The following is a 19,714-nucleotide window of genomic DNA, read 5'->3' as shown; positions in this document are numbered from 1 at the left end:
GAAAACGATTGAAAGAGTTCCGTTTAAAGGAACCAAGATTTGATATTTTCTAGGAGAAAAACATGACTGAAACAAAAGTAATGGCCTTGCGTGAAGCGATTAACTTAGCTCAAAGCGAGGAAATGCGTAAAGATGAGCGCGTATTCTTAATGGGAGAAGACGTAGGAATCTATGGTGGAGATTTTGGAACATCTGTGGGGATGTTGGAAGAATTTGGTGAAAAACGTGTTCGCGACACACCTATCTCAGAAGCAGCGATTGCTGGTTCAGCAGTAGGAGCGGCTCAGACAGGTCTTCGTCCAATTGTTGACTTGACCTTCATGGACTTTATTACCATTGCCCTTGATGCCATTGTCAACCAAGCAGCTAAAACTAACTATATGTTTGGTGGTGGTTTGAAAACCCCAGTCACTTTCCGTGTAGCTTCAGGATCAGGGATTGGATCAGCAGCACAACACTCTCAATCACTTGAAGCATGGTTGACGCATATTCCAGGAATCAAGGTAGTGGCACCAGGTACAGCTAACGATGCCAAAGGGCTCTTGAAATCTTCTATTTTGGACAACAACCCAGTTATCTTCTTAGAGCCAAAAGCACTTTATGGTAAAAAGGAAGAAGTTAACCTTGATCCAGACTTCTATATCCCACTTGGAAAAGGGGAAATCAAACGTGAGGGAACAGACGTGACAATCGTGTCTTATGGCCGTATGTTAGAACGTGTGCTTCAAGCAGCTGATGAAGTAGCAGCAGAAGGAATTAGCGTAGAAGTGGTTGACCCACGCACACTTATTCCGCTTGATAAAGAATTGATTATCAATTCTGTGAAGAAAACTGGAAAAGTTATTTTAGTGAATGATGCTTACAAAACAGGTGGTTTCATCGGTGAGATTGCTTCGATTATCACAGAAAGCGAAGCATTTGATTACCTAGATGCCCCAGTTGTTCGTATCGCTTCTGATGACGTTCCTGTTCCTTACGCTAACATTCTTGAAAATGCAGTCTTACCAAGTGTTGAAAAAATTAAAGCTGCAATTTACAAACAAGTGAATAAAGGGTAAAAGAAAGGAAGACGGTTTTGTGATGATTCACAGCCGTCGCTCCCTTGTTTTCTAACTGAAAAGCAGGGAAAAACAGAAAGGAAGATTAGATGGCAATAGAAATTATCATGCCTAAACTCGGTGTAGACATGCAAGAAGGTGAAATCATCGAGTGGAAGAAGCAAGAAGGTGATGTTGTCAATGAAGGCGATGTCCTCTTGGAAATGATGTCTGATAAGACCAGCATGGAATTAGAAGCAGAAGATTCCGGTGTTCTTCTTAAAATTGTTCATGGGAATGGCGCAACTGTTCCTGTTACAGAAGTCATTGCCTATCTCGGAGCAGAAGGCGAAAGTGTGGATGTAGTTGCAAGTTCAGCGCATGCACCAGAAGTAACAGAAACTGCTTCTGTTGAATCAGCTCCAGTTGCCGTAGCAGCTACTCCGACACCAGCTGCCAAGCCACAAGGTGGTGGAAAAGTACGTGCAACGCCGGCTGCTCGTAAATTAGCGAACGACTTAGATATTGATCTTGGACTTGTTCCGGGAACAGGTGCAAATGGTCGTGTGCATAAGTCAGATGTAGAAGACTTCAAGGGTGCAGCTCCTAAAGCGACACCACTTGCTCGACGAATGGCAGCTGACAAAGGAATCAATCTTGAAGAGCTTGTTGGAACAGGTGTCAATGGTAAGATTGTCAAGGAAGATATTCTTGCAGCTCTAGCAGCGAAACAACCAGCAACTGTAGAGCCAACTCCAGCAAAAGCAGCAGAAAAACCAGCCAAAGAATTGCCAGAAGGCGTTGAAATCATCAAGATGAGCCCAATGCGTAAGGCGATTTCAAAAGGAATGGTCAACTCTTACTTGACGGCACCAACCTTTACGCTCAACTATGATATTGACATGACTAACCTCATGGCACTTCGTAAGCAAGTCCTTGAGCCAATCATGAATAAGACAGGGCTAAAAGTTACCTTTACCGACTTGATTGGTCTAGCGGTTGCTCGTACTTTGATGAAAGAAGAGCATCGCTATATGAACGCATCTCTCATCAACGATGCCCAAGAAATTGAGTTGCATAAATTTGTTAACCTTGGAATTGCCGTTGGTTTGGACGAGGGTCTGGTTGTGCCAGTAGTACATGGTGCAGATAAGATGAGCCTTTCTGACTTTGTTGTTGCATCAAAAGATGTTATCAAAAAAGCGCAATCAGGTAAGTTGAAAGGGGCAGAAATGTCTGGTTCAACCTTCTCTATTACCAACCTCGGTATGTTTGGTACCAAGACCTTTAACCCAATTATTAACCAACCAAACTCAGCAATTCTCGGAGTTGCTTCAACTGTTCAAACACCAGTCGTAATCGACGGCGAAATTAAAATCCGTCCAATTATGGCCCTCTGCTTGACCATTGACCACCGTATTATTGACGGTATGAATGGAGCTAAGTTTATGGTGGATCTCAAGAATTTACTTGAAAATCCATTGGAATTGTTGATTTGAGTACGAAATAACGGGATACGTTATCAGTAGAAGAGTTTTTAAACAAAAGAAAGAAAGGATGTAGAACGAGTTCGTTGGATTTGAACACGAACTAAATGCTCGGAATTTAGATAGTCCTCCTTGTGGATACAAACTATCCTACGTTGGACTCTAAAATTCGGTCGCATTTTGACGTTCTTTGTATCATAATTATGGCAGTTGAAATTATTATGCCGAAACTCGGCGTTGACATGCAAGAAGGTGAAATCATCGAATGGAAAAAACAAGAAGGTGATGTCGTCAATGAAGGGGACGTTATCTTAGAGATGATGTCTGATAAGACCAGCATGGAATTGGAGGCAGAAGATTCAGGAATCTTGCTAAAAATCGTTCGTGGAAATGGCGAAACAGTACCTGTAACAGAAGTAATCGGCTATATCGGTGCAGAAGGAGAAGTCGTTGAAGCAGGCGCAGCAGCTCCTAAAGCAGATGTTGCTCAAGCAACAGCAGACTTGAAAGCGGCAGGTCTTGAAGTACCAGCAGCTCCAGCAGCGGCTCCTGTAGCCCCTAAAGCAGAACTTGCAGCAGATGAATATGATATGATTGTTGTCGGTGGTGGTCCTGCAGGTTACTACGCTGCGATTCGTGGTGCACAATTAGGTGGCAAAATTGCCATCGTCGAGAAATCAGAATTTGGTGGAACATGCTTGAATAAAGGATGTATCCCAACCAAAACCTACCTTAAAAATGCTGAAATTCTTGATGGTTTGAAGATTGCTGCTGGCCGTGGTATCAATCTTGCTTCAACCAACTATACAATTGATATGGACAAGACCGTAGACTTTAAAAACTCAGTTGTTAAGACATTGACAGGTGGGGTGAGAGGTCTCTTGAAAGCCAACAAAGTCACTATTTTCAATGGTCTTGGTCAAGTAAATCCGGATAAGACGGTTACAATTGGTGGCGAAACTATCAAAGGACGTAGTATCGTTCTTGCGACAGGTTCAAAAGTCTCTCGGATCAATATCCCAGGAATTGACTCTAAACTTGTCTTGACTTCAGATGATATCCTTGATCTTCGTGAAATTCCAAAATCCCTTACAGTTATGGGTGGTGGTGTTGTTGGAGTGGAGCTTGGACTTGTCTATGCTTCATACGGTACAGAAGTAACAGTTGTTGAAATGGCAGACCGCATCATCCCAGGTATGGACCGTGAAGTATCTGTTGAATTACAAAAAGTGCTTTCTAAGAAAGGTATGAAATTCTTGACATCTGTTGGAGTATCAGAAATCATCGAAGCCAACAACCAATTGACCATTAAATTGAACGACGGTTCAGAAATTGTTTCTGAAAAAGCCCTTCTTTCAATTGGACGTGTGCCACAATTGGCAGGTCTTGAAAATCTTAATCTTGAAATGGATCGTGGTCGCATTAAAGTGGATGCCTACCAAGAAACATCTATCCCAGGTATCTATGCACCAGGTGATGTAAATGGTACGAAGATGTTGGCGCATGCTGCCTACCGTATGGGTGAAGTAGCAGCTGAAAATGCGATTTTGGGTAACCACCACAAGGCGAAATTGGATTTCACACCAGCAGCGGTTTATACACATCCAGAAATTGCTATGGTTGGTTTGACAGAAGATCAAGCGCGTGAGCAATACGGAGATGATATCTTAATCGGTAGATGTAGCTTTACTGGAAATGGTCGTGCCATTGCTTCAAATGAGGCACATGGATTTGTCAAAGTCATTGCAGATAAGAAATACCATGAAATCCTCGGTATTCACATTATTGGTCCGGTAGCAGCTGAAATGATTAACGAAGCAGCAACCATCATGGAAGCAGAATTGACAGTGGACGATGTAGCAGCATCTATCCATGGGCACCCAACCTTCTCAGAAGTGATGTACGAGGCCTTCTTAGATGTCTTGGGAGTAGCGATTCACAACCCACCAAAACGGAAATAACACTCGGCAAACATCCAAATCTGACGTCGTTAACTCACCTTGCTGTAACAGTCTAGCGGACTGTTGAAGCTTGGAAATAAGGGAGAGGGACTCAATCGTGATTTCGAAGAAACTGCTTGTCCTCACTCCTTTATTTCTAGGTTCGGGCTAAACGAATCCACTGGATTCGTTTACTCCCAGCCTCCAGCTAGCCTCCGTGACCCTTGCGTTTTTTAGGACACAAGCTACGCTAGCTTTATCGATCACCTTCCACAATTCTCAATTGTGGAAGCTAGTCAGATTGTGATTTTTATAGAGGATAAGAAAGCAAAAAGAGGCGGTAGCCTCTTTTTATATCATTTTTTGTGAGAGGAAGAAACGGTGTCAATTAGTTGTATTTTGACAGCGTTTGCCTTATACTAGATAGTGATAAAAAATGAGGAGTACGATATGAAATACATTGTCAATAACAGTAACGACCCTGCCTACAATATTGCCTTAGAGGCCTATGCCTTTAAGGAATTAACCGATGTGGATGAGATTTTTATTTTATGGATTAACGAGCCTGCCATTATCATCGGAAAACACCAAAATGCCATTCAGGAAATCAACAAGGAATATACAGATGCCAATGGAATTCATGTTGTCCGTCGTTTGTCAGGTGGTGGTGCAGTTTACCATGATTTGAACAACTTGAACTATACGATTATTTCGAATAAGGCAGATGAAGGAGCCTTTGATTTTAAAACCTTTTCAAAACCAGTTATTGATACGCTGGAAACTCTTGGGGTTAAGGCTGATTTTACGGGCCGTAATGACCTTGAAATTGATGGGAAAAAGATTTGCGGCAATGCCCAAGCCTATGCCAAGGGGCGTATGATGCACCATGGCTGTCTCTTATTTGATGTCGATATGACGGTCTTGGGTGATGCTCTAAAAGTTAGCAAGGATAAGATTGAGTCCAAAGGTGTCAAATCCGTTCGTGCGCGTGTGACCAATATCAACAACGAATTGCCAGAAAAAATGACCGTCTTAGAATTTAAAGATGCCATTTTAAATCAGATGAAGCAAGAATACCCAGATATGGACGAGTATGTCTTATCAGAAGATGAACTGGCTCGTATCCAAGAAATTCGTGATACCCAATTTGGCACATGGGATTGGACCTTCGGTCAGACACCTGAGTATACGGTTGAGCGTAGCGTTCGCTATCCAGCTGGAAAAATTACCACCTACGTTAAGGCAGAAAAATCCCTTATCGAATCAATTAAAATCTATGGGGATTTCTTTGGAATCGGAGATGTCTCAGACATTGAAGAATTACTCGTAGGAACACGCTATGAGTATGCCGATGTACTAGCCAAACTCCAAACCATTGATACAACTCACTACTTCTCACGCATGACAACAGAAGAAGTCGCAAAGGCGATTGTGGCTTAAGATATGAAGAGAAAGTTCGATAGGATTGTCCATCAGAACCGTTTGTCAAATGATAGGAGATTGTCTATAGAACTTAAAACAGTATGGCCATCGAGTCATACTGTTTTTTAATAGGTTTGTCTAGCTTTTTGTGTTTCCCGTCTGCTTTTCTTTATGGCGAGCAAATTGTCTGCAAGACCTTTCGCAGGACATCTATTTACGAAGGAGTTTGTTCATTATATAGCTCTTGCCTATGGCGGTTCATAAGGGTTTGGTATTAGTCAAGTAGGGGATTTTTTGGTATGATAGAGAGGTAATTTTACCGATAGGAGAAACTATGTCAAATAATTTACTTGTTTTACAATCCGACTTTGGCTTGGGCGATGGTGCAGTATCTGCTATGATTGGAGTTGCACTACAAGAATCACGGGATTTGGTTGTTCATAACTTAACACATGACATTACACCCTACAATATTTTTGAAGGGTCTTACCGACTCTTTCAAACAGTAGAATATTGGCCAGAAGGGACGACTTTTGTATCGGTGGTTGATCCAGGTGTGGGTTCCAAACGAAAGAGCGTGGTTGCTCTGACAGAGCAAAACCATTATATTGTCACCCCAGATAATGGCACCCTGTCATTCATCAAACAACACGTGGGAATTAAGGCGGTACGTGAGATTTCAGAAGTGGCCAATCGCCGTGCCAATACAGAACATTCCTATACCTTCCATGGTCGAGATGTTTATGCTTATACAGGAGCAAAATTGGCTTCAGGTCATATTACTTTTGAAGAAGTAGGGCCAGAATTAAGTGTCGCAGATATCGTTGAAATCCCAACCGTTCCAACAGAAGTGGGTTCAGACTTTGTCAAAGGTGCGATTGACATCTTAGATGTCCGTTTTGGTTCTCTATGGACATCGATTACCCGTGAAGAGTTTTATAGTTTAAATCCTGCCTTCGATGATCGCTTTGAGGTAACGATTTACAACAATGACATGTTGGTCTATCAAAATCAAGTAACCTATGGGAAATCTTTTGCGGATGTCCGTATCGGTCAGCCTTTGCTTTATATCAATTCCCTCTATCGTGTGGGACTTGCTATCAATCAAGGTTCATTTGCTAAGGCCTATAATGTCGGTGTTGGACAAAATTGGCATATTGAAATCAAGAAAATGAATATTTAGGAAAAAGGGGAACGTCTATGAAAAATAATTCGATTAAAACAGTTGTAGCAACGGGGATTGGAGCAGCCTTATTTGTGGTGATTAGTTTAGTCATCAATATCCCTACTTTTGTACCCAATACGAGTATCCAGCTCCAGTATGCAGTGCAGTCTCTTTTGGCTGTTCTTTTCGGGCCAATCGTTGGCTTTTTGATAGGTTTTATCGGTCATGCTGTAAAAGACTCCCTCACCTACGGCCCATGGTGGACATGGATTTTCGCTTCAGGTGTCTTTGGTTTCATTGTTGGTATCTTGAAAAATCGTCTTCGAATTAACCAAGGAATCTTTACAACTAAAGATATCATTACCTTCAATAGTGTCCAAGTTGTGGCTAATATTATTATTTGGGGAGTGATTGCACCGATTTTGGATATTATTATCTACCATGAAGCACCAAACAAGGTCCTTGCCCAGGGAGTGGTTGCGGGTGCTGCCAATGCTGTTACAGTTGCGATTGCGGGGACTATTTTACTAGCCGTCTATGCTAAGAGACAAGTGCAAAGTAACAGCTTATCAAAAGATTAGAACTTACTCGTTCATGACCTGTTCAGTGATTGCTGATCAGGTTTTTTGAGGACATTTTCAGGCAAATAAATTGCCTTGTATCCCTCTGGCAAAGTATAATAGAATGGATGAATGATAAAATTCAGACAATTTTTAGAAAGAAAAGAGAGAAGAAATCTTATGGCAAAAGATATTCGTGTCTTACTGTATTACAAATACGTTCCGATTGAAAATGCACAAGAATTTGTGGCGGAACACTTAGCATTTTGTAAATCAATCGGCTTAAAAGGTCGCATCCTTGTAGCGGACGAAGGAATCAATGGAACCGTTTCGGGTGATTACGAAACAACTCAAAAATACATGGACTATGTTCACTCACTTCCTGGTATGGAAGACCTTTGGTTCAAGATTGATGAAGAAGAAGAGCAAGCCTTCAAGAAAATGTTTGTACGTTACAAGAAAGAAATCGTTCACTTGGGCTTAGAAGACAATGACTTTGATAACGACATCAACCCGCTTGAAACAACAGGTGCCTACCTATCACCAAAAGAATTCAAAGAAGCTCTCTTGGATGAAGATACGGTAGTTCTTGATACACGTAACGACTACGAATATGACCTCGGTCACTTCCGTGGTGCCATTCGCCCAGACATTCGTAATTTCCGCGAGTTGCCACAATGGGTCCGTGATAACAAGGAAAAATTCATGGACAAACGAGTGGTTGTTTACTGTACAGGTGGTGTCCGCTGTGAGAAATTCTCTGGTTGGATGGTGCGTGAAGGCTATAAAGATGTTGGTCAGTTGCATGGTGGAATTGCGACTTATGGAAAAGATCCAGAAGTTCGCGGGGAACTTTGGGACGGTAAAATGTATGTCTTTGACGAGCGTATTGCTGTCGATGTCAACCATGTAGACCCTGTTGTGGTTGGAAAAGACTGGTTTGATGGAACCCCATGCGAGCGTTATGTCAACTGTGGCAATCCATTCTGTAACCGCCGTATCTTGACTTCGGAAGAAAATGAGCACAAATACCTCCGTGGTTGCTCACACGAATGCCGTGTTCACCCACGCAATCGCTATGTAGCAGAACATCAATTGACACGCGCAGAAGTAATCGAACGTTTGGCTGTAATTGGTGAAACGCTTGATGAAGTAGTGGCAAATTAAAACCTAAATAGCATCTCAGAGCCTAGACGATTTCTTCTAGACTTTGGGATGTTTTTATATTTCGTATCAGCCTTCTAACTGCTTTTTACGGATGTTATATCAGCTGATAAGAGTATTTTATATTGATGTGAATGCCTTTCGGATATTTATCATTAAATGAATTATTATGATATAATGAGGGTACGTAAACACTGTAACTATAGAACTATGTAGAAAAGGAGAAATCAAGTTGAAGATTGATAAATTGGAATCCTACAAAATCCTAGTTCCGTTTTTGGGGCAAGCTTTGGGAGCTGATTACGAAGTTGCACTTCAAAAAGTATCTGAAGGAGACTTTCGAATTGTTGCAATTGCTAATGGGCATATTAGTGGTCGAAAAGTCGGAGCACCTTTGACTGACTTTGCTTTACAATTAATAAAGGAAAAAAAGTATCTAGAACATGATTTTATCGTTGGTTATAGTGGAAAATCAAAGTCAGGAGAACGATTACGCTCATCAACTTTTTTTATTAAAGATGGTTCAGAAATATTGGGGATGTTATGTATCAACCATGATTGTAGTAAGATTTTAGACATTACAAATAGCTTGTTATCCTTAGTTCAGGAGCCTCAATTAACACTGGCGGAAAGTTATTCAAATACAGATGATCCTACAAAGTATATTGAGACTTTCCCTGAATCAATAGCTGATTTGATTAATTCTGCGGCTGGAATTGATTTAAGTAATAATCCAGTTAAACTGAGTAGTGACGATAATAAGAGAATTGTCAAAGTTTTAGAACAAAAGGGAATTTTTCAGCTGAAGGGCGCTGTTTCTGAGGTAGCGGTTGCTCTTAAAATTTCTGAAGCAACTCTTTATCGGTATTTGAAAAATATTTAAACTCAAAAAGCAACAAAAGTGAGAGGTATGCTAGCGATATCATTAAAACGAATCTAAAATGGGACTATTGGGAGTTGGGCAAACCAGAATGAGCGTGTCGCGCTCATTCTGGTTTGCCTCAGCTTTTTTTATTTTAAAGTATAGTACATAAAATAAAAAATATATCAATATTCGTTGACAAAATTTTATCAAAATGATAAAATTTTATCAAGATAATAAAAATTAAAAAGGAGGTTCAAATATGCAACCGTATTCAACGTATAGAAAGGAAGGAGACTATGTGTATCTCTCTGGTCAACTCCCTATTAATCTCCAAACAGGAGAGATTGTAGAAGGAGGAATTGTTGAACAGACCCAGCAAGTGATGGAGAATATACAGTCGATATTGCAGTCGTTACACTTATCCATGGATTCTCTTGTCCGGATGAATCTTTATTTGGTGAATATAGAAGATATTTCAGAAGTTAATCCGATTTACACTCGATTTTTTCCCAATAAACTTCCTTCAAGAGTGGCGGTAGGTGTGCAAGCATTAGCTAAGCAATCTCTCATTGAGATTGATGGGATTGCATTTTGTGGGTTAGCTTCATCATAAAAGGAGACACTATATGAATAAGCAGTTTAAAATAACACTAGGAATTTTGGCAATGGCCTTTGTTTCCCAGTCAAATGCAGCTCTAGCTCCGTCTGTTCCTAGTATTGCCCAATCGTTTCCTGATATTCCGATTTCTGTCATCCAGTCTATTGTAACGATTGGAGGTTTCACTGGATTTTTCTCTGCATTGTTGTGCGGAAAATTTCAAGAATATGTTTCATTACGAAAACTAGGCTTATTTGCTTTATCGTTGGTTGGAGTATTTGGTATTCTTCCAATATTTTATCATTCTAACTTTTATGTATTACTTGTTTCCTCAGGTGTTGTTGGCTTTGGAGCAGGTATGCTGACAGTAGTATCTCCCTCTTTAATCTCAACCTATTTTGAGGGGGATGCAAGATCTTCGTTATTAGGGAAGCAAACAGCCTTTCAAGGTATAGGAAATATGCTTATATTAGCCTTGGGAGGATTTCTTGCAAGTTATAGCTGGGTCAATAACTATTATGTTTATCTACTTCCAATTGCATCATTTATTATCTTCTTTTTAACGATTCCTCAAGACAAACAATCCAAGTCTGGAGGAGAACAATCAGGAAATGTTGTATTAGAAAAGGGGAGCAATAAAGTATCCCTCACCTCTCCGTTCATCCTCCTGTTATTAGCAATTAGTGTGTCAGTAACCATTATTGTGAGCGGGTCATTTAATAATATTGCTATCTTTACAGAACAATATAAGATAGGTGATTCATCGGTATCAGGACTTGCGTTATCAGTTCTTAGTCTGGGTATGATTTCGGCAGGTCTATTCATTAATCAATTTATCAAGATTTTTAAGAGTTTGACTTTGACAACAGGATATTTGATTGCTGCCTTGTCCTTTATTTGCTTTTTAATTTTTCATAATCAAATAGGTTTGTTTATCGGAAGCTATTTTACTGGTATTAGTGCGGGTATTATTATGACTCGATTAGTCTATCTCCTTACTTCAATTGTAAAAGAAGAACTTATTTCAAAAGCTGTCAGTCTTTATTCAGCCTTTACCAGTGCAGGATTCTTTATATCAGCATTTTTATTAAATAGCATTGCAGGGTTGTTTACAACAGATTTGACTACGGGATCATTTATTGTATCTGTTGCCTTATCCATTTTAATCATTGGCCTTTTAATTATTACAAGAGTGGAATACCGCTCTTTGAACATTCAAACAGAAGGGTAAATAAAGATAGGAGTATCAATATGAAATACGATTTTACTACAATTATGGACAGAGAAGGAAAGGATGCGGTTGCTTTAGATGTTCTAGGTCAGTATCCAGGTATTGCACCGGAAAAAGGAAAAGAGGGTTTTGATACAATTCCGATGTGGGTTGCAGATATGAATTTTCCTGCTTTTCCAGAAATCCCTAAAGCGATTATTAAAAGAGCAGAACATCCAGCCTATGGCTATTTTGTTCCGTATGAAAACTATAATCAAAGTATCATTGACTGGCATCACCAAAAACATGGAGTGGACGGTTTAGAAGGTGCACATATTGGATATGAAAATGGCGTATTAGGTGGAGTTATCACCGCATTGAATGTATTATGCTCTAAAGGGGATAAAGTCTTAGTTCACTCACCGACATATATGGGATTTACCAATAGCCTTGTTAATAATGGATACGAAATTATTCATAGTCCACTCTACTTAGATGAAAATAATGTGTGGAGGATGGACTTTGAAGATATGGAAGAAAAAATTAGAACTCAAAATATCCATGCAACTATTTTTTGTTCACCTCATAATCCGTCTGGTAGAGTGTGGGAACAGTGGGAGCTAGAGCGGGTTATGGCCTTGTTTAAAAAATATGATGTCTATGTTATCTCGGATGAAATTTGGTCTGACTTAATATTGGATGGGGCAAAGCATATCCCGACACAAAGTGTATCAGAAGATGCAAAAATGAGAACAGTAGCTTTATATGCTCCAAGTAAGACATTTAACTTGGCAGGACTAGTTGGTAGTTATCATATTATTTATAATAAGTGGCTAAAACATCGGATAGATAAGGAAGCTTCGCTATCTCATTATAACAGCATGAATGTTCTATCTATGCATGCATTATTAGCAGGTTACAGTGCTGAGGGGCATCACTGGGTAAATGAGCTTTGTGAAGTGTTGGCTAAAAATGTCAATTTCGCTTATGACTATATTACTGAACATTTTGACGGTGTCCATCTTTCTAAACCAGAAGGAACATATATGCTGTGGCTAGATTGTACAGAATGGTGTCAAAAACATGACAGAAGTATTGATGAGTTATTAAAAGCAGGTTATGATGTTGGAGTTGGTTGGCAAGATGGAAGAGCATTTAATGGTGAGTGCCATATTCGCATGAATTTAGCGTTACCACATTCGCGAGTTTCGGAAGCATTTGATAGATTGAATCGGTATGTATTCAATCGATAATGCATCAAAGTACTTTAAATAGTTCTAGTACTGGTGAAACGCTTGATGAAGTAGTGGCAAATTAAAATAGAATTAACATCTATCAGGTCGTTAACTTATTCTGTGCTTCGTATGAAATTAAAATGAAAAGATTCTATAAGATGTGGAAAAGAGGAGGCTGGGACAAAAGTGTCCAGCCTTGCTTCTTTTGTAGCTTTAACAGTTTGACTTATATCAATCGTCAGGAGAGTGACGATTGATATCTGAGCTTGGAAATCAAAAAGCGAGAATTGTCTGGTTTGTAAAACGTTGATAAAGAGGCTAGCGAACTATTCTTCGCTAGCCTTATTTCCAACCTTTCACAATTCTCAATTGCAATGAGCGAGCTACGCTCGTTCTATTTCCAGCCTTCCACAATTCTCAATTGTGAAAGCTAATCAACATACGGATATTGACAGTCAGGGGGGCTGTCAATACCTGAGCCTAGAAATTAGAAAGCGAAATTAACAAAATCGATTTCTACGCAATCACAATTGAGTCCCACTCCCTTTTTCCTTTTGTAAAATCTATAGCTCTTTATATCCAAAAACTATGCAGAAATAACTAGAATCTATGGTAAAATAAAAGGATAGGAAACGGTTTATACGAATGAGTAAAATCAGCTGTGCAGAAGAAATGAGATAAAAGTAGTTATGAAGAAAGCGATCATTGAGTTTGAAAAATTTAGTTTTAAATACCATGCGCAACAAGAGGCGACCTTGCATGATATCGATTTGACCATTTACCAGGGCGAAAAGGTCTTAATAGTGGGACCGTCAGGGTCTGGAAAATCAACGCTCGGTCAATGTTTGAATGGGATTATTCCGAATATCTATCAGGGGACAAAAACAGGAGCACTCCGCATTTATGGCAAGGATGCCTTTGACCTGTCTATTTATGATAAATCATTACTGGTTAGTACGGTCTTGCAAGATACAGATGGCCAATTTATTGGCCTTAGTGTGGCTGAGGATTTGGCGTTTGCACTTGAAAATGATGTGACTCCAATCAATACCATGCGCGACCGCATTCAACTATGGGCTAGCCGTTTGGAGTTGCATGAGCTCCTCAGTCATCGCCCACAGGATTTGTCAGGCGGGCAGAAACAACGAGTGAGTATAGCTGGTGTCTTGATTGACGAAAGTCCGATTTTACTCTTTGATGAACCTTTGGCTAACCTTGATCCTAAATCTGGTCAAGATACGGTGGATTTGATTGATCGTCTGCATCAAGAACAAGGCACGACAACCATTATCATTGAACATCGTTTGGAAGATGTCTTGTATCGTTCGGTGGATCGAATTATTTTGGTGAATGACGGCCGTATTGTCTACAATGGAGATCCAGACACTCTTCTTCGGACTTCTTTATTGCTTGAAAATGGTATCCGTGAGCCGCTTTATCTTACAACCCTTCGTCAGTTAGGCTATGATGTGACAAGAGAAGATTCGCTTACATCTATAGATAACTTGAGTTTAACAGATGTAGCTGTCGGAAATCTACCTGAAATGGTCGTTTCTCAGGCTCAACCAGCTCCACTTCTTGAAGCCAACCATCTCAGAGTTGCCTATGGCAAAAAAGAGATTTTAAAAGATCTAACTCTTACGATTCGTCAGGGAGAACGGCTTGCAATTATTGGAAAAAATGGGGCAGGAAAATCGACTCTTGCCAAAGCCTTATGTCAATTTGTTGCGGTTTCTGGTGAAGTTCTCTGGAGGGGTCAGTCTATTCTGGGAGATTCGATTAAGGAGCGTGCAGAACGTATTGGTTATGTCTTGCAAAATCCCAATCAAATGATTAGTCAGACCATGATTTTTGATGAGGTGGCTCTAGGACTTCGCTTGCGCGGGGTTGCCGAAGAAGAAATCACACAGCGAGTAGAGCAGGCCTTACAGACATGCGGTTTATATGCCTTTCGTAAATGGCCGATCTCAGCCCTCTCATTTGGGCAGAAAAAGCGGGTTACCATTGCGTCAATCTTGGTGCTCAATCCAGAGATTATTTTACTAGATGAGCCAACTGCTGGGCAAGATGAACGCCATTATACAGAAATGATGGACTTCTTAGACGAATTGAATCAACAAGGTCATACGATTATCATGATTACACATGATATGCAGCTCATGTTGGACTATTCGGATCGCGCGGTAGTCTTGGTAGATGGGAAGATTGTGGCAGATGACCACCCAGCTTCTATTTTGAGCAATCCAGAACTGATTCAGCTTGCAAATTTAAAGGAGACCAGTATTTTCCACTTAGCGAAACGTGTAGGGGTGGATGCGCTTGCGCTAACTCAATTTTATATGGAAAGAGAAAGGGGATAGTAGATGAAAGGAACAAATATTATCGGCTATCGGGCTGGTGAAGGGTTCATTTATAATCTATCAGCCGTTAGTAAACTTGTCTTTTTTCTTGTCGTATCAGTAGCAGCAATGGTAACCTATGATACTCGGTTGATACTTGCTATAGCGGTCTTTTCACTCTCTCTTTTTAAATGGTCAGGAATCCGTATAAAAGATGTTTCCTTCGTTTTTATTGTGACCATAATTTTTGCGCTGATGAACGCCCTAATGGTTTATCTATTTGCGCCCCAGTACGGGGCTGATCTGTATGGGGCAGAGACGGTCTTGTGGTCAGGAATTGGGGCTTATACGTTGACCAGTCAAGAATTATTTTATCTCTTAAATCTTCTCTTGAAGTATTTTTGTACCATTCCGTTAGCGGTTATCTTTTTAATGACAACTCATCCTAGTCAATTTGCTTCGAGCCTAAATCAACTCGGTATTTCCTATAAAGTGGCCTATTCGGTCAGTTTGACCATGCGTTATATTCCAGACATTCAAGAGGAATTTTATACCATTCGAATGTCCCAAGAAGCACGAGGTGTTGAGTTATCTCAGAAAGGAAAACTTCTGGACCGAATTAAGGGAAATCTGGCCTTGGTGATTCCGCTAATCTTTAGTTCCTTGCAGCGGATTGATACCATTTCAACTGCGATGGAACTCCGACGGTTCGGTAAAAATAAAAAAAGAACGTGGTATACCTACCAAGCTCTTGGAAAAAGAGATTATATCGTCTTATTGATTGCGGTGAGCATTTTACTCTTGACAGTAGCATTATTTGTCATCAATGGCGGACGTTTTTACAATCCGTGGAAGTCATAAATCGGTAGAGGCTAAGTGTTTCTTCATTAGCCTAATTCGCTTATGGTTGATTTGGTGTTTGTCATACTCGCCAAAAGTCATATTAGAATAGCATGAAAAAGAGTGAGGGCATCAACATGATATTTCCTCACTCTTTTGGTTTTATAATGGTCGTTTGTTAGGCATTCCTGCTTTTCGCGGGTATTTATTGGGTGTTTCTTTTTTCTTTTCTACAATAGTTAGAGTCCGTGGATCGCCGTTTGGCAATACATAATCTACGTTTTCAATGACCTTGGCAAAGAGAAGAGTCAAGGCATTTTTTGCCTCAACTAATTCGTCTTCTGCATGTGAAGCCTTGAGGGCAATCAATTTACCATTTATTTTGAGAAAAGGAATCGTTAGTTCTGCTAAAATTTGCATACGAGCAACTGCTCGAGCCGTAACAATGTCGTATTGCGCACGGAAATTCTTGTCTTGAGCAAAGTCCTCAGCCCGCCCATGGTAGAAATGAACTCCTGTTAATCCTAGTTCTTGAGCAAGGGTGGTTAGGAATTGAATCCGTTTATTAAGAGAGTCAATAATGGTGACCTGTAGGTTTGGAAATAAAATTTTCATCGGAAGACTTGGGAAACCTGCACCAGCTCCGATATCTAAGAGACGAAGCGGTTCATTTGGCAGATGACCCTGTAGGATAGGTGCCAGCGAATCATAGAAATGCTTGAGATAGACGCCTTCTTGATCGACGATGGCCGTTAAGTTAATTTTTTCATTCCACTCGACAAGGCGGCTAAAATAAAGGGCAAATTGCTCTTTTTGCTGGTCAGTTAAGGCAAATCCTTGTGCCTCTAAAGTTGTGTAAAATTTTTCTGGTTTCATAGCTCTATCTTATCATAAATAGCGGAAAAAGAAAAAGGGAGTGGGACAAAAATCGGTATTCCGCAGAAATCGATTATCCTCACTCCTTTATTTCTAGGCCCAGGTATCAATCGTCACTCCCCTGATTATTGCAATCAGTCAAACTGTTAAATCTATAAAGGAATTGAGGCTGGACACTTTTGTCTCAGCCTCTTTGATTTTATAGCTATTGCGAAGAGCTTGGAACAGTTTCTGCGGTAATTGGCTGAGCATCACTGTTACCTGCTTCAGTTGTTTCGCTCGTACTTGTAGTGCTGTCACTTGTACTAGTTTCAGAAGTTGTTGAAGAACTAGTTGATGACGAGCTTTCCGGCACGTAATAGGTAGATGGTGTATATTTTGGAACGGCGCTTTCTAGGTATAGACCGGAGCCGTATTGATATAGGCCACTTGGGATTTCCCAATCTTCTGCTGTTTCAACTGGATTCAGATAGGTCATCATATTGCGATATACATCTGTGGCAATTAAGATTCCGCTATCTAAGACAGGTGTTTGTCGATTATTGTATCCTGTCCAAACAGCCATCGCATACTTGGTTGAATAGCCGACAAAGTTTTCGTCAGGTACGACCATTAAGCTATAATTGGCAGCCTCATTGCCACCGCGGATGGCTTGGTATTCATCGTCGGAATAGTTAGATGTTCCAGTTTTTCCAGCTTGTGGGACGCCAGAGATTGCTGCATTAGCTCCGTTTCCGAGGTATAATACGCTTTTTAGGATATCCGTCATCATATAGGCTGTTTGCTTGGTCATAACCCGTTTGCCTTCTGGGGCATACTCGGAGACAGAACCATCGCTGAAAACAATTTTGTTGACGTATTGTGGCTTGTAGTAAGTTCCACCATTTGCAAAGGCAGCATAAGCTGCAGCCATCTTTTCACTACTTGCACCGTACTTGGTGCTAGCCTCTGTTGTATTACTAGAGATTGCGTTTGAATAGAGTAGCTGTGGATAAGAGATTCCAATGCTGTTTAAAAACTTAGTTGCCTTATCCAGTCCAACTGCTTCAAGAGATTTGACGGCAGGTACGTTCCGTGAGTACTGCAAGGCAGACTTGACCGTCATTGTACCATAGTAACTACGGTCCCAGTTGTTGACAGGTGTTGTCGAACCTGGGAAGTAGTATGGCGCATCAACGATTGTATCTGCAGTTGAGGTGAAAATTTGTTCCTCAAAGGCAGGGGCGTAATCTGTAATGGGCTTCATTGTGGAACCGAAGTCGCGGTTGGTTTCAACGGCTTGGTTGGTTCCGAAAGAAACATTGGCAGATTGGTGGCGTGAGCCTAACTGTGCAATCACGCGGCCATTGTCTACATCAACGACAGTAGAGGCGACTTGGAAGTCGTCGTCTGGATAATTGACATAGAGGTCGGAATTATAAATATCCCAGAGTTGTTGTTGGGCAGCAGAGTCAACGTTGGTATAGACATCAAGGCCGGTTGTTAGAAGATTGTAGCCTGTTTTTTCCTCTACCTCTTCGATTACTTGCTTGAGATAGTTATCCATATAAGCTGGATAAGCAGAGGTATTTGTCAGAGGTTGCAATCCATCGGTAACAGGTGCTAGAATCGCTGCTTCGTACTGCTCTTGAGAAATATACTTTTTCTCAAGCATTTGTCCGAGAACAAGGTCACGGCGATATTTTGCAGCTTCTGGCTGTGTATAGGGATCATACTGGTTTGGCGCCTGAGGCATACCTGCCAACAAGGCTACTTGAGAAAGTGTTAAATCCTTTAACTCTTTTCCGTAGTAAGACTTGGCAGCTGTTTTCATCCCGTAGTTCCCATTTGCCATAAAGACTTTATTGACATAGTAGGTCAGGATCTCTTGCTTGGTATTGCGGCGTTCAAGTTGAAGCGCCAGCCATGCTTCTTGGATTTTTCGCTTGATTGTACGGTCGTTCGTTGATGTGGAAAAATAGGTCAACTTGATAAATTGCTGATCAAGGGTTGAGCCTCCTTGAAGGCGACCGCCTCTTAAGTTATTGACCAAGGAGCCGGCAATCCGAATGACATCAATACCACGGTGATCAAAGAAGCGCTGGTCTTCAATGGAAACAATGGCATTGACAAGGTCGGTTGGAATTTCTGCAATCGTCGCATTTGACCGCTTTTCTGATCCTAAATCGGCAATCAAGTGATTGTCTTTGTCGTAAATCTTACTAGAAACAGTAGCGGTCAACGCTTCTTCTGTCAGCTTAGGAGCTGTGGAAATGTAGTAGCCGACCAAGCAGGCAACTGCAATAAAAATAAAGATAAAAGCCGCCAACGCAATGTTTGCAATCCATATCAGTATTTTTTTAACGTTTATATTTTTCAAGAGTGTCACCACCTAATAAATTTTTTTCAACGATCGTCAAGTAAGGTAGACTAGGATAGCCCCCCATCTCTAGCACAAATCCGTGCTCCCGTATATAGTCAATGGGAATGGATTTTCTACCCTGTTCTTCTTTGTAGAAGTGGATGAGAGCAGGTGCAGGGAGGAGATAGGTTTCCTTGAGTGTTGAAAAGTGAAGGAGCACAAAGCAAATTCCTTTTTGTTGCACGACGCGATTCATGTGTTCAATTTGATGGGTATGAAAGTTTTTCATCGGCATAGAGGTTTTGTGACGCGTTTCCTTGGCCTCGAAGTCGATATAGTAGCCCTTATATACCCCTGAGTAGTCAGTTGTTGATGCCTGACGAAAATAAGCTTCAACAATCTTTGCCCGACTACGTCTGGGGTAATCCACCTTTACGACTTGGATAGGAGTGGGTTTTTTGTGAATGACCGCCATGTTGTGTGCTAAATAGTAAGCATTGCTGTCATTAATCGCTGCCTCAAAGGACATCCCTCGATTAGCGAAATTCACTTTCTCCTTGGAAGTATCATGCTTGGTTCTACTGATAGTGCGTTTTACCTGATGAGGATAATTGACCATAGAACTCCTTCTTGAT

16 protein-coding genes are annotated in these 19,714 nt (G+C 40.7%); 13 read left to right on the top strand and 3 right to left on the bottom strand.

The window, feature by feature from the left end:
• Positions 1-62 precede the first annotated feature (62 nt).
• From A4H00_RS02680 to A4H00_RS02620, 13 genes are all read left to right on the top strand, one after another.
• Positions 63-1,058, top strand: coding sequence for an alpha-ketoacid dehydrogenase subunit beta (locus tag A4H00_RS02680; protein WP_067086971.1), 996 nt, complete (start codon positions 63-65; stop codon positions 1,056-1,058).
• Positions 1,059-1,147: 89 nt separating this feature from the next.
• Complete coding sequence (locus A4H00_RS02675; protein ID WP_067086967.1) at positions 1,148-2,536, top strand: dihydrolipoamide acetyltransferase; 1,389 nt, start codon at positions 1,148-1,150, stop codon at positions 2,534-2,536.
• A 191-nt stretch (positions 2,537-2,727) separates the two neighbouring features.
• Positions 2,728-4,485, top strand: coding sequence for a dihydrolipoyl dehydrogenase (gene lpdA / locus A4H00_RS02670; protein ID WP_067086965.1), 1,758 nt, complete (start codon positions 2,728-2,730; stop codon positions 4,483-4,485).
• A gap of 429 nt (positions 4,486-4,914) precedes the next feature.
• The gene (locus tag A4H00_RS02665) at positions 4,915-5,904 is read left to right on the top strand and encodes a lipoate--protein ligase (RefSeq protein WP_067086962.1); all 990 of its coding nucleotides are present in this window, start codon (positions 4,915-4,917) and stop codon (positions 5,902-5,904) included.
• A 316-nt stretch (positions 5,905-6,220) separates the two neighbouring features.
• Positions 6,221-7,069 carry an SAM hydrolase/SAM-dependent halogenase family protein gene (locus A4H00_RS02660; protein WP_067086959.1) on the top strand — a complete coding sequence of 283 codons (849 nt, stop codon included), beginning with the start codon at positions 6,221-6,223 and terminating at the stop codon, positions 7,067-7,069.
• A gap of 17 nt (positions 7,070-7,086) precedes the next feature.
• Positions 7,087-7,632 carry an ECF-type riboflavin transporter substrate-binding protein gene (locus tag A4H00_RS02655; RefSeq protein WP_067086957.1) on the top strand — a complete coding sequence of 182 codons (546 nt, stop codon included), beginning with the start codon at positions 7,087-7,089 and terminating at the stop codon, positions 7,630-7,632.
• Between the two features lie 159 nt (positions 7,633-7,791).
• Entirely contained in the window at positions 7,792-8,778 is a 987-nt protein-coding gene (gene trhO / locus A4H00_RS02650; protein WP_067086954.1) for an oxygen-dependent tRNA uridine(34) hydroxylase TrhO, read from the top strand.
• Positions 8,779-9,007: 229 nt separating this feature from the next.
• Positions 9,008-9,658 (top strand): helix-turn-helix transcriptional regulator, encoded by a 651-nt coding sequence (locus A4H00_RS02645; RefSeq protein WP_067086951.1) that lies wholly within the window; start codon positions 9,008-9,010, stop codon positions 9,656-9,658.
• A gap of 241 nt (positions 9,659-9,899) precedes the next feature.
• On the top strand, positions 9,900-10,253 hold the full coding sequence (locus A4H00_RS02640) for a Rid family detoxifying hydrolase (RefSeq protein ID WP_067086948.1): 354 nt from the start codon (positions 9,900-9,902) through the stop codon (positions 10,251-10,253).
• A 13-nt stretch (positions 10,254-10,266) separates the two neighbouring features.
• Positions 10,267-11,469: an MFS transporter gene (locus tag A4H00_RS02635; RefSeq protein ID WP_067086946.1), complete on the top strand. Its 1,203-nt coding sequence runs from the start codon at positions 10,267-10,269 to the stop codon at positions 11,467-11,469.
• A 20-nt stretch (positions 11,470-11,489) separates the two neighbouring features.
• Positions 11,490-12,701 (top strand): MalY/PatB family protein, encoded by a 1,212-nt coding sequence (locus A4H00_RS02630; protein ID WP_067086943.1) that lies wholly within the window; start codon positions 11,490-11,492, stop codon positions 12,699-12,701.
• Positions 12,702-13,372: 671 nt separating this feature from the next.
• On the top strand, positions 13,373-15,043 hold the full coding sequence (locus A4H00_RS02625) for an ABC transporter ATP-binding protein (RefSeq protein ID WP_067086940.1): 1,671 nt from the start codon (positions 13,373-13,375) through the stop codon (positions 15,041-15,043).
• 3 nt (positions 15,044-15,046) lie between these two features.
• Positions 15,047-15,883 (top strand): energy-coupling factor transporter transmembrane component T family protein, encoded by an 837-nt coding sequence (locus tag A4H00_RS02620; protein WP_067086937.1) that lies wholly within the window; start codon positions 15,047-15,049, stop codon positions 15,881-15,883.
• 141 nt (positions 15,884-16,024) lie between these two features.
• Here the strand turns inward: A4H00_RS02620 and rsmG are convergent, their stop codons facing one another.
• From rsmG to recU, 3 genes are all read right to left on the bottom strand, one after another.
• Complete coding sequence (gene rsmG / locus A4H00_RS02615) at positions 16,025-16,738, bottom strand: 16S rRNA (guanine(527)-N(7))-methyltransferase RsmG (protein WP_067086934.1); 714 nt, start codon at positions 16,736-16,738, stop codon at positions 16,025-16,027.
• Positions 16,739-16,943: 205 nt separating this feature from the next.
• Positions 16,944-19,097: a penicillin-binding protein PBP1A gene (pbp1a, locus tag A4H00_RS02610; protein ID WP_237334207.1), complete on the bottom strand. Its 2,154-nt coding sequence runs from the start codon at positions 19,095-19,097 to the stop codon at positions 16,944-16,946.
• On the bottom strand, positions 19,078-19,698 hold the full coding sequence (recU, locus tag A4H00_RS02605; RefSeq protein ID WP_067086932.1) for a Holliday junction resolvase RecU: 621 nt from the start codon (positions 19,696-19,698) through the stop codon (positions 19,078-19,080). Before recU ends, pbp1a begins: the two co-directional genes overlap by 20 nt.
• Positions 19,699-19,714: the final 16 nt, after the last annotated feature.

This window comes from Streptococcus marmotae (genome assembly GCF_001623565.1).
GTDB classification, from domain to species: Bacteria; Bacillota; Bacilli; order Lactobacillales; family Streptococcaceae; genus Streptococcus; species Streptococcus marmotae.
Note: the sequence above shows the minus strand (reverse complement) of the source record. Positions and strands in the feature narration are given on the sequence as shown.

Bases quoted from the DNA above. Each gene is read 5' to 3' on its own strand.
- A4H00_RS02680 (WP_067086971.1), top strand. From the start codon at position 63: ATGACTGAAACAAAAGTAATGGCCTTGCGTGAAGCGATTAACTTAGCT.
- A4H00_RS02675 (WP_067086967.1), top strand. From the start codon at position 1,148: ATGGCAATAGAAATTATCATGCCTAAACTCGGTGTAGACATGCAAGAA.
- lpdA (WP_067086965.1), top strand. From the start codon at position 2,728: ATGGCAGTTGAAATTATTATGCCGAAACTCGGCGTTGACATGCAAGAA.
- A4H00_RS02665 (WP_067086962.1), top strand. From the start codon at position 4,915: ATGAAATACATTGTCAATAACAGTAACGACCCTGCCTACAATATTGCC.
- A4H00_RS02660 (WP_067086959.1), top strand. From the start codon at position 6,221: ATGTCAAATAATTTACTTGTTTTACAATCCGACTTTGGCTTGGGCGAT.
- A4H00_RS02655 (WP_067086957.1), top strand. From the start codon at position 7,087: ATGAAAAATAATTCGATTAAAACAGTTGTAGCAACGGGGATTGGAGCA.
- trhO (WP_067086954.1), top strand. From the start codon at position 7,792: ATGGCAAAAGATATTCGTGTCTTACTGTATTACAAATACGTTCCGATT.
- A4H00_RS02640 (WP_067086948.1), top strand. From the start codon at position 9,900: ATGCAACCGTATTCAACGTATAGAAAGGAAGGAGACTATGTGTATCTC.
- A4H00_RS02635 (WP_067086946.1), top strand. From the start codon at position 10,267: ATGAATAAGCAGTTTAAAATAACACTAGGAATTTTGGCAATGGCCTTT.
- A4H00_RS02630 (WP_067086943.1), top strand. From the start codon at position 11,490: ATGAAATACGATTTTACTACAATTATGGACAGAGAAGGAAAGGATGCG.
- A4H00_RS02625 (WP_067086940.1), top strand. From the start codon at position 13,373: ATGAAGAAAGCGATCATTGAGTTTGAAAAATTTAGTTTTAAATACCAT.
- A4H00_RS02620 (WP_067086937.1), top strand. From the start codon at position 15,047: ATGAAAGGAACAAATATTATCGGCTATCGGGCTGGTGAAGGGTTCATT.
- rsmG (WP_067086934.1), bottom strand. From the start codon at position 16,738: ATGAAACCAGAAAAATTTTACACAACTTTAGAGGCACAAGGATTTGCC.
- recU (WP_067086932.1), bottom strand. From the start codon at position 19,698: ATGGTCAATTATCCTCATCAGGTAAAACGCACTATCAGTAGAACCAAG.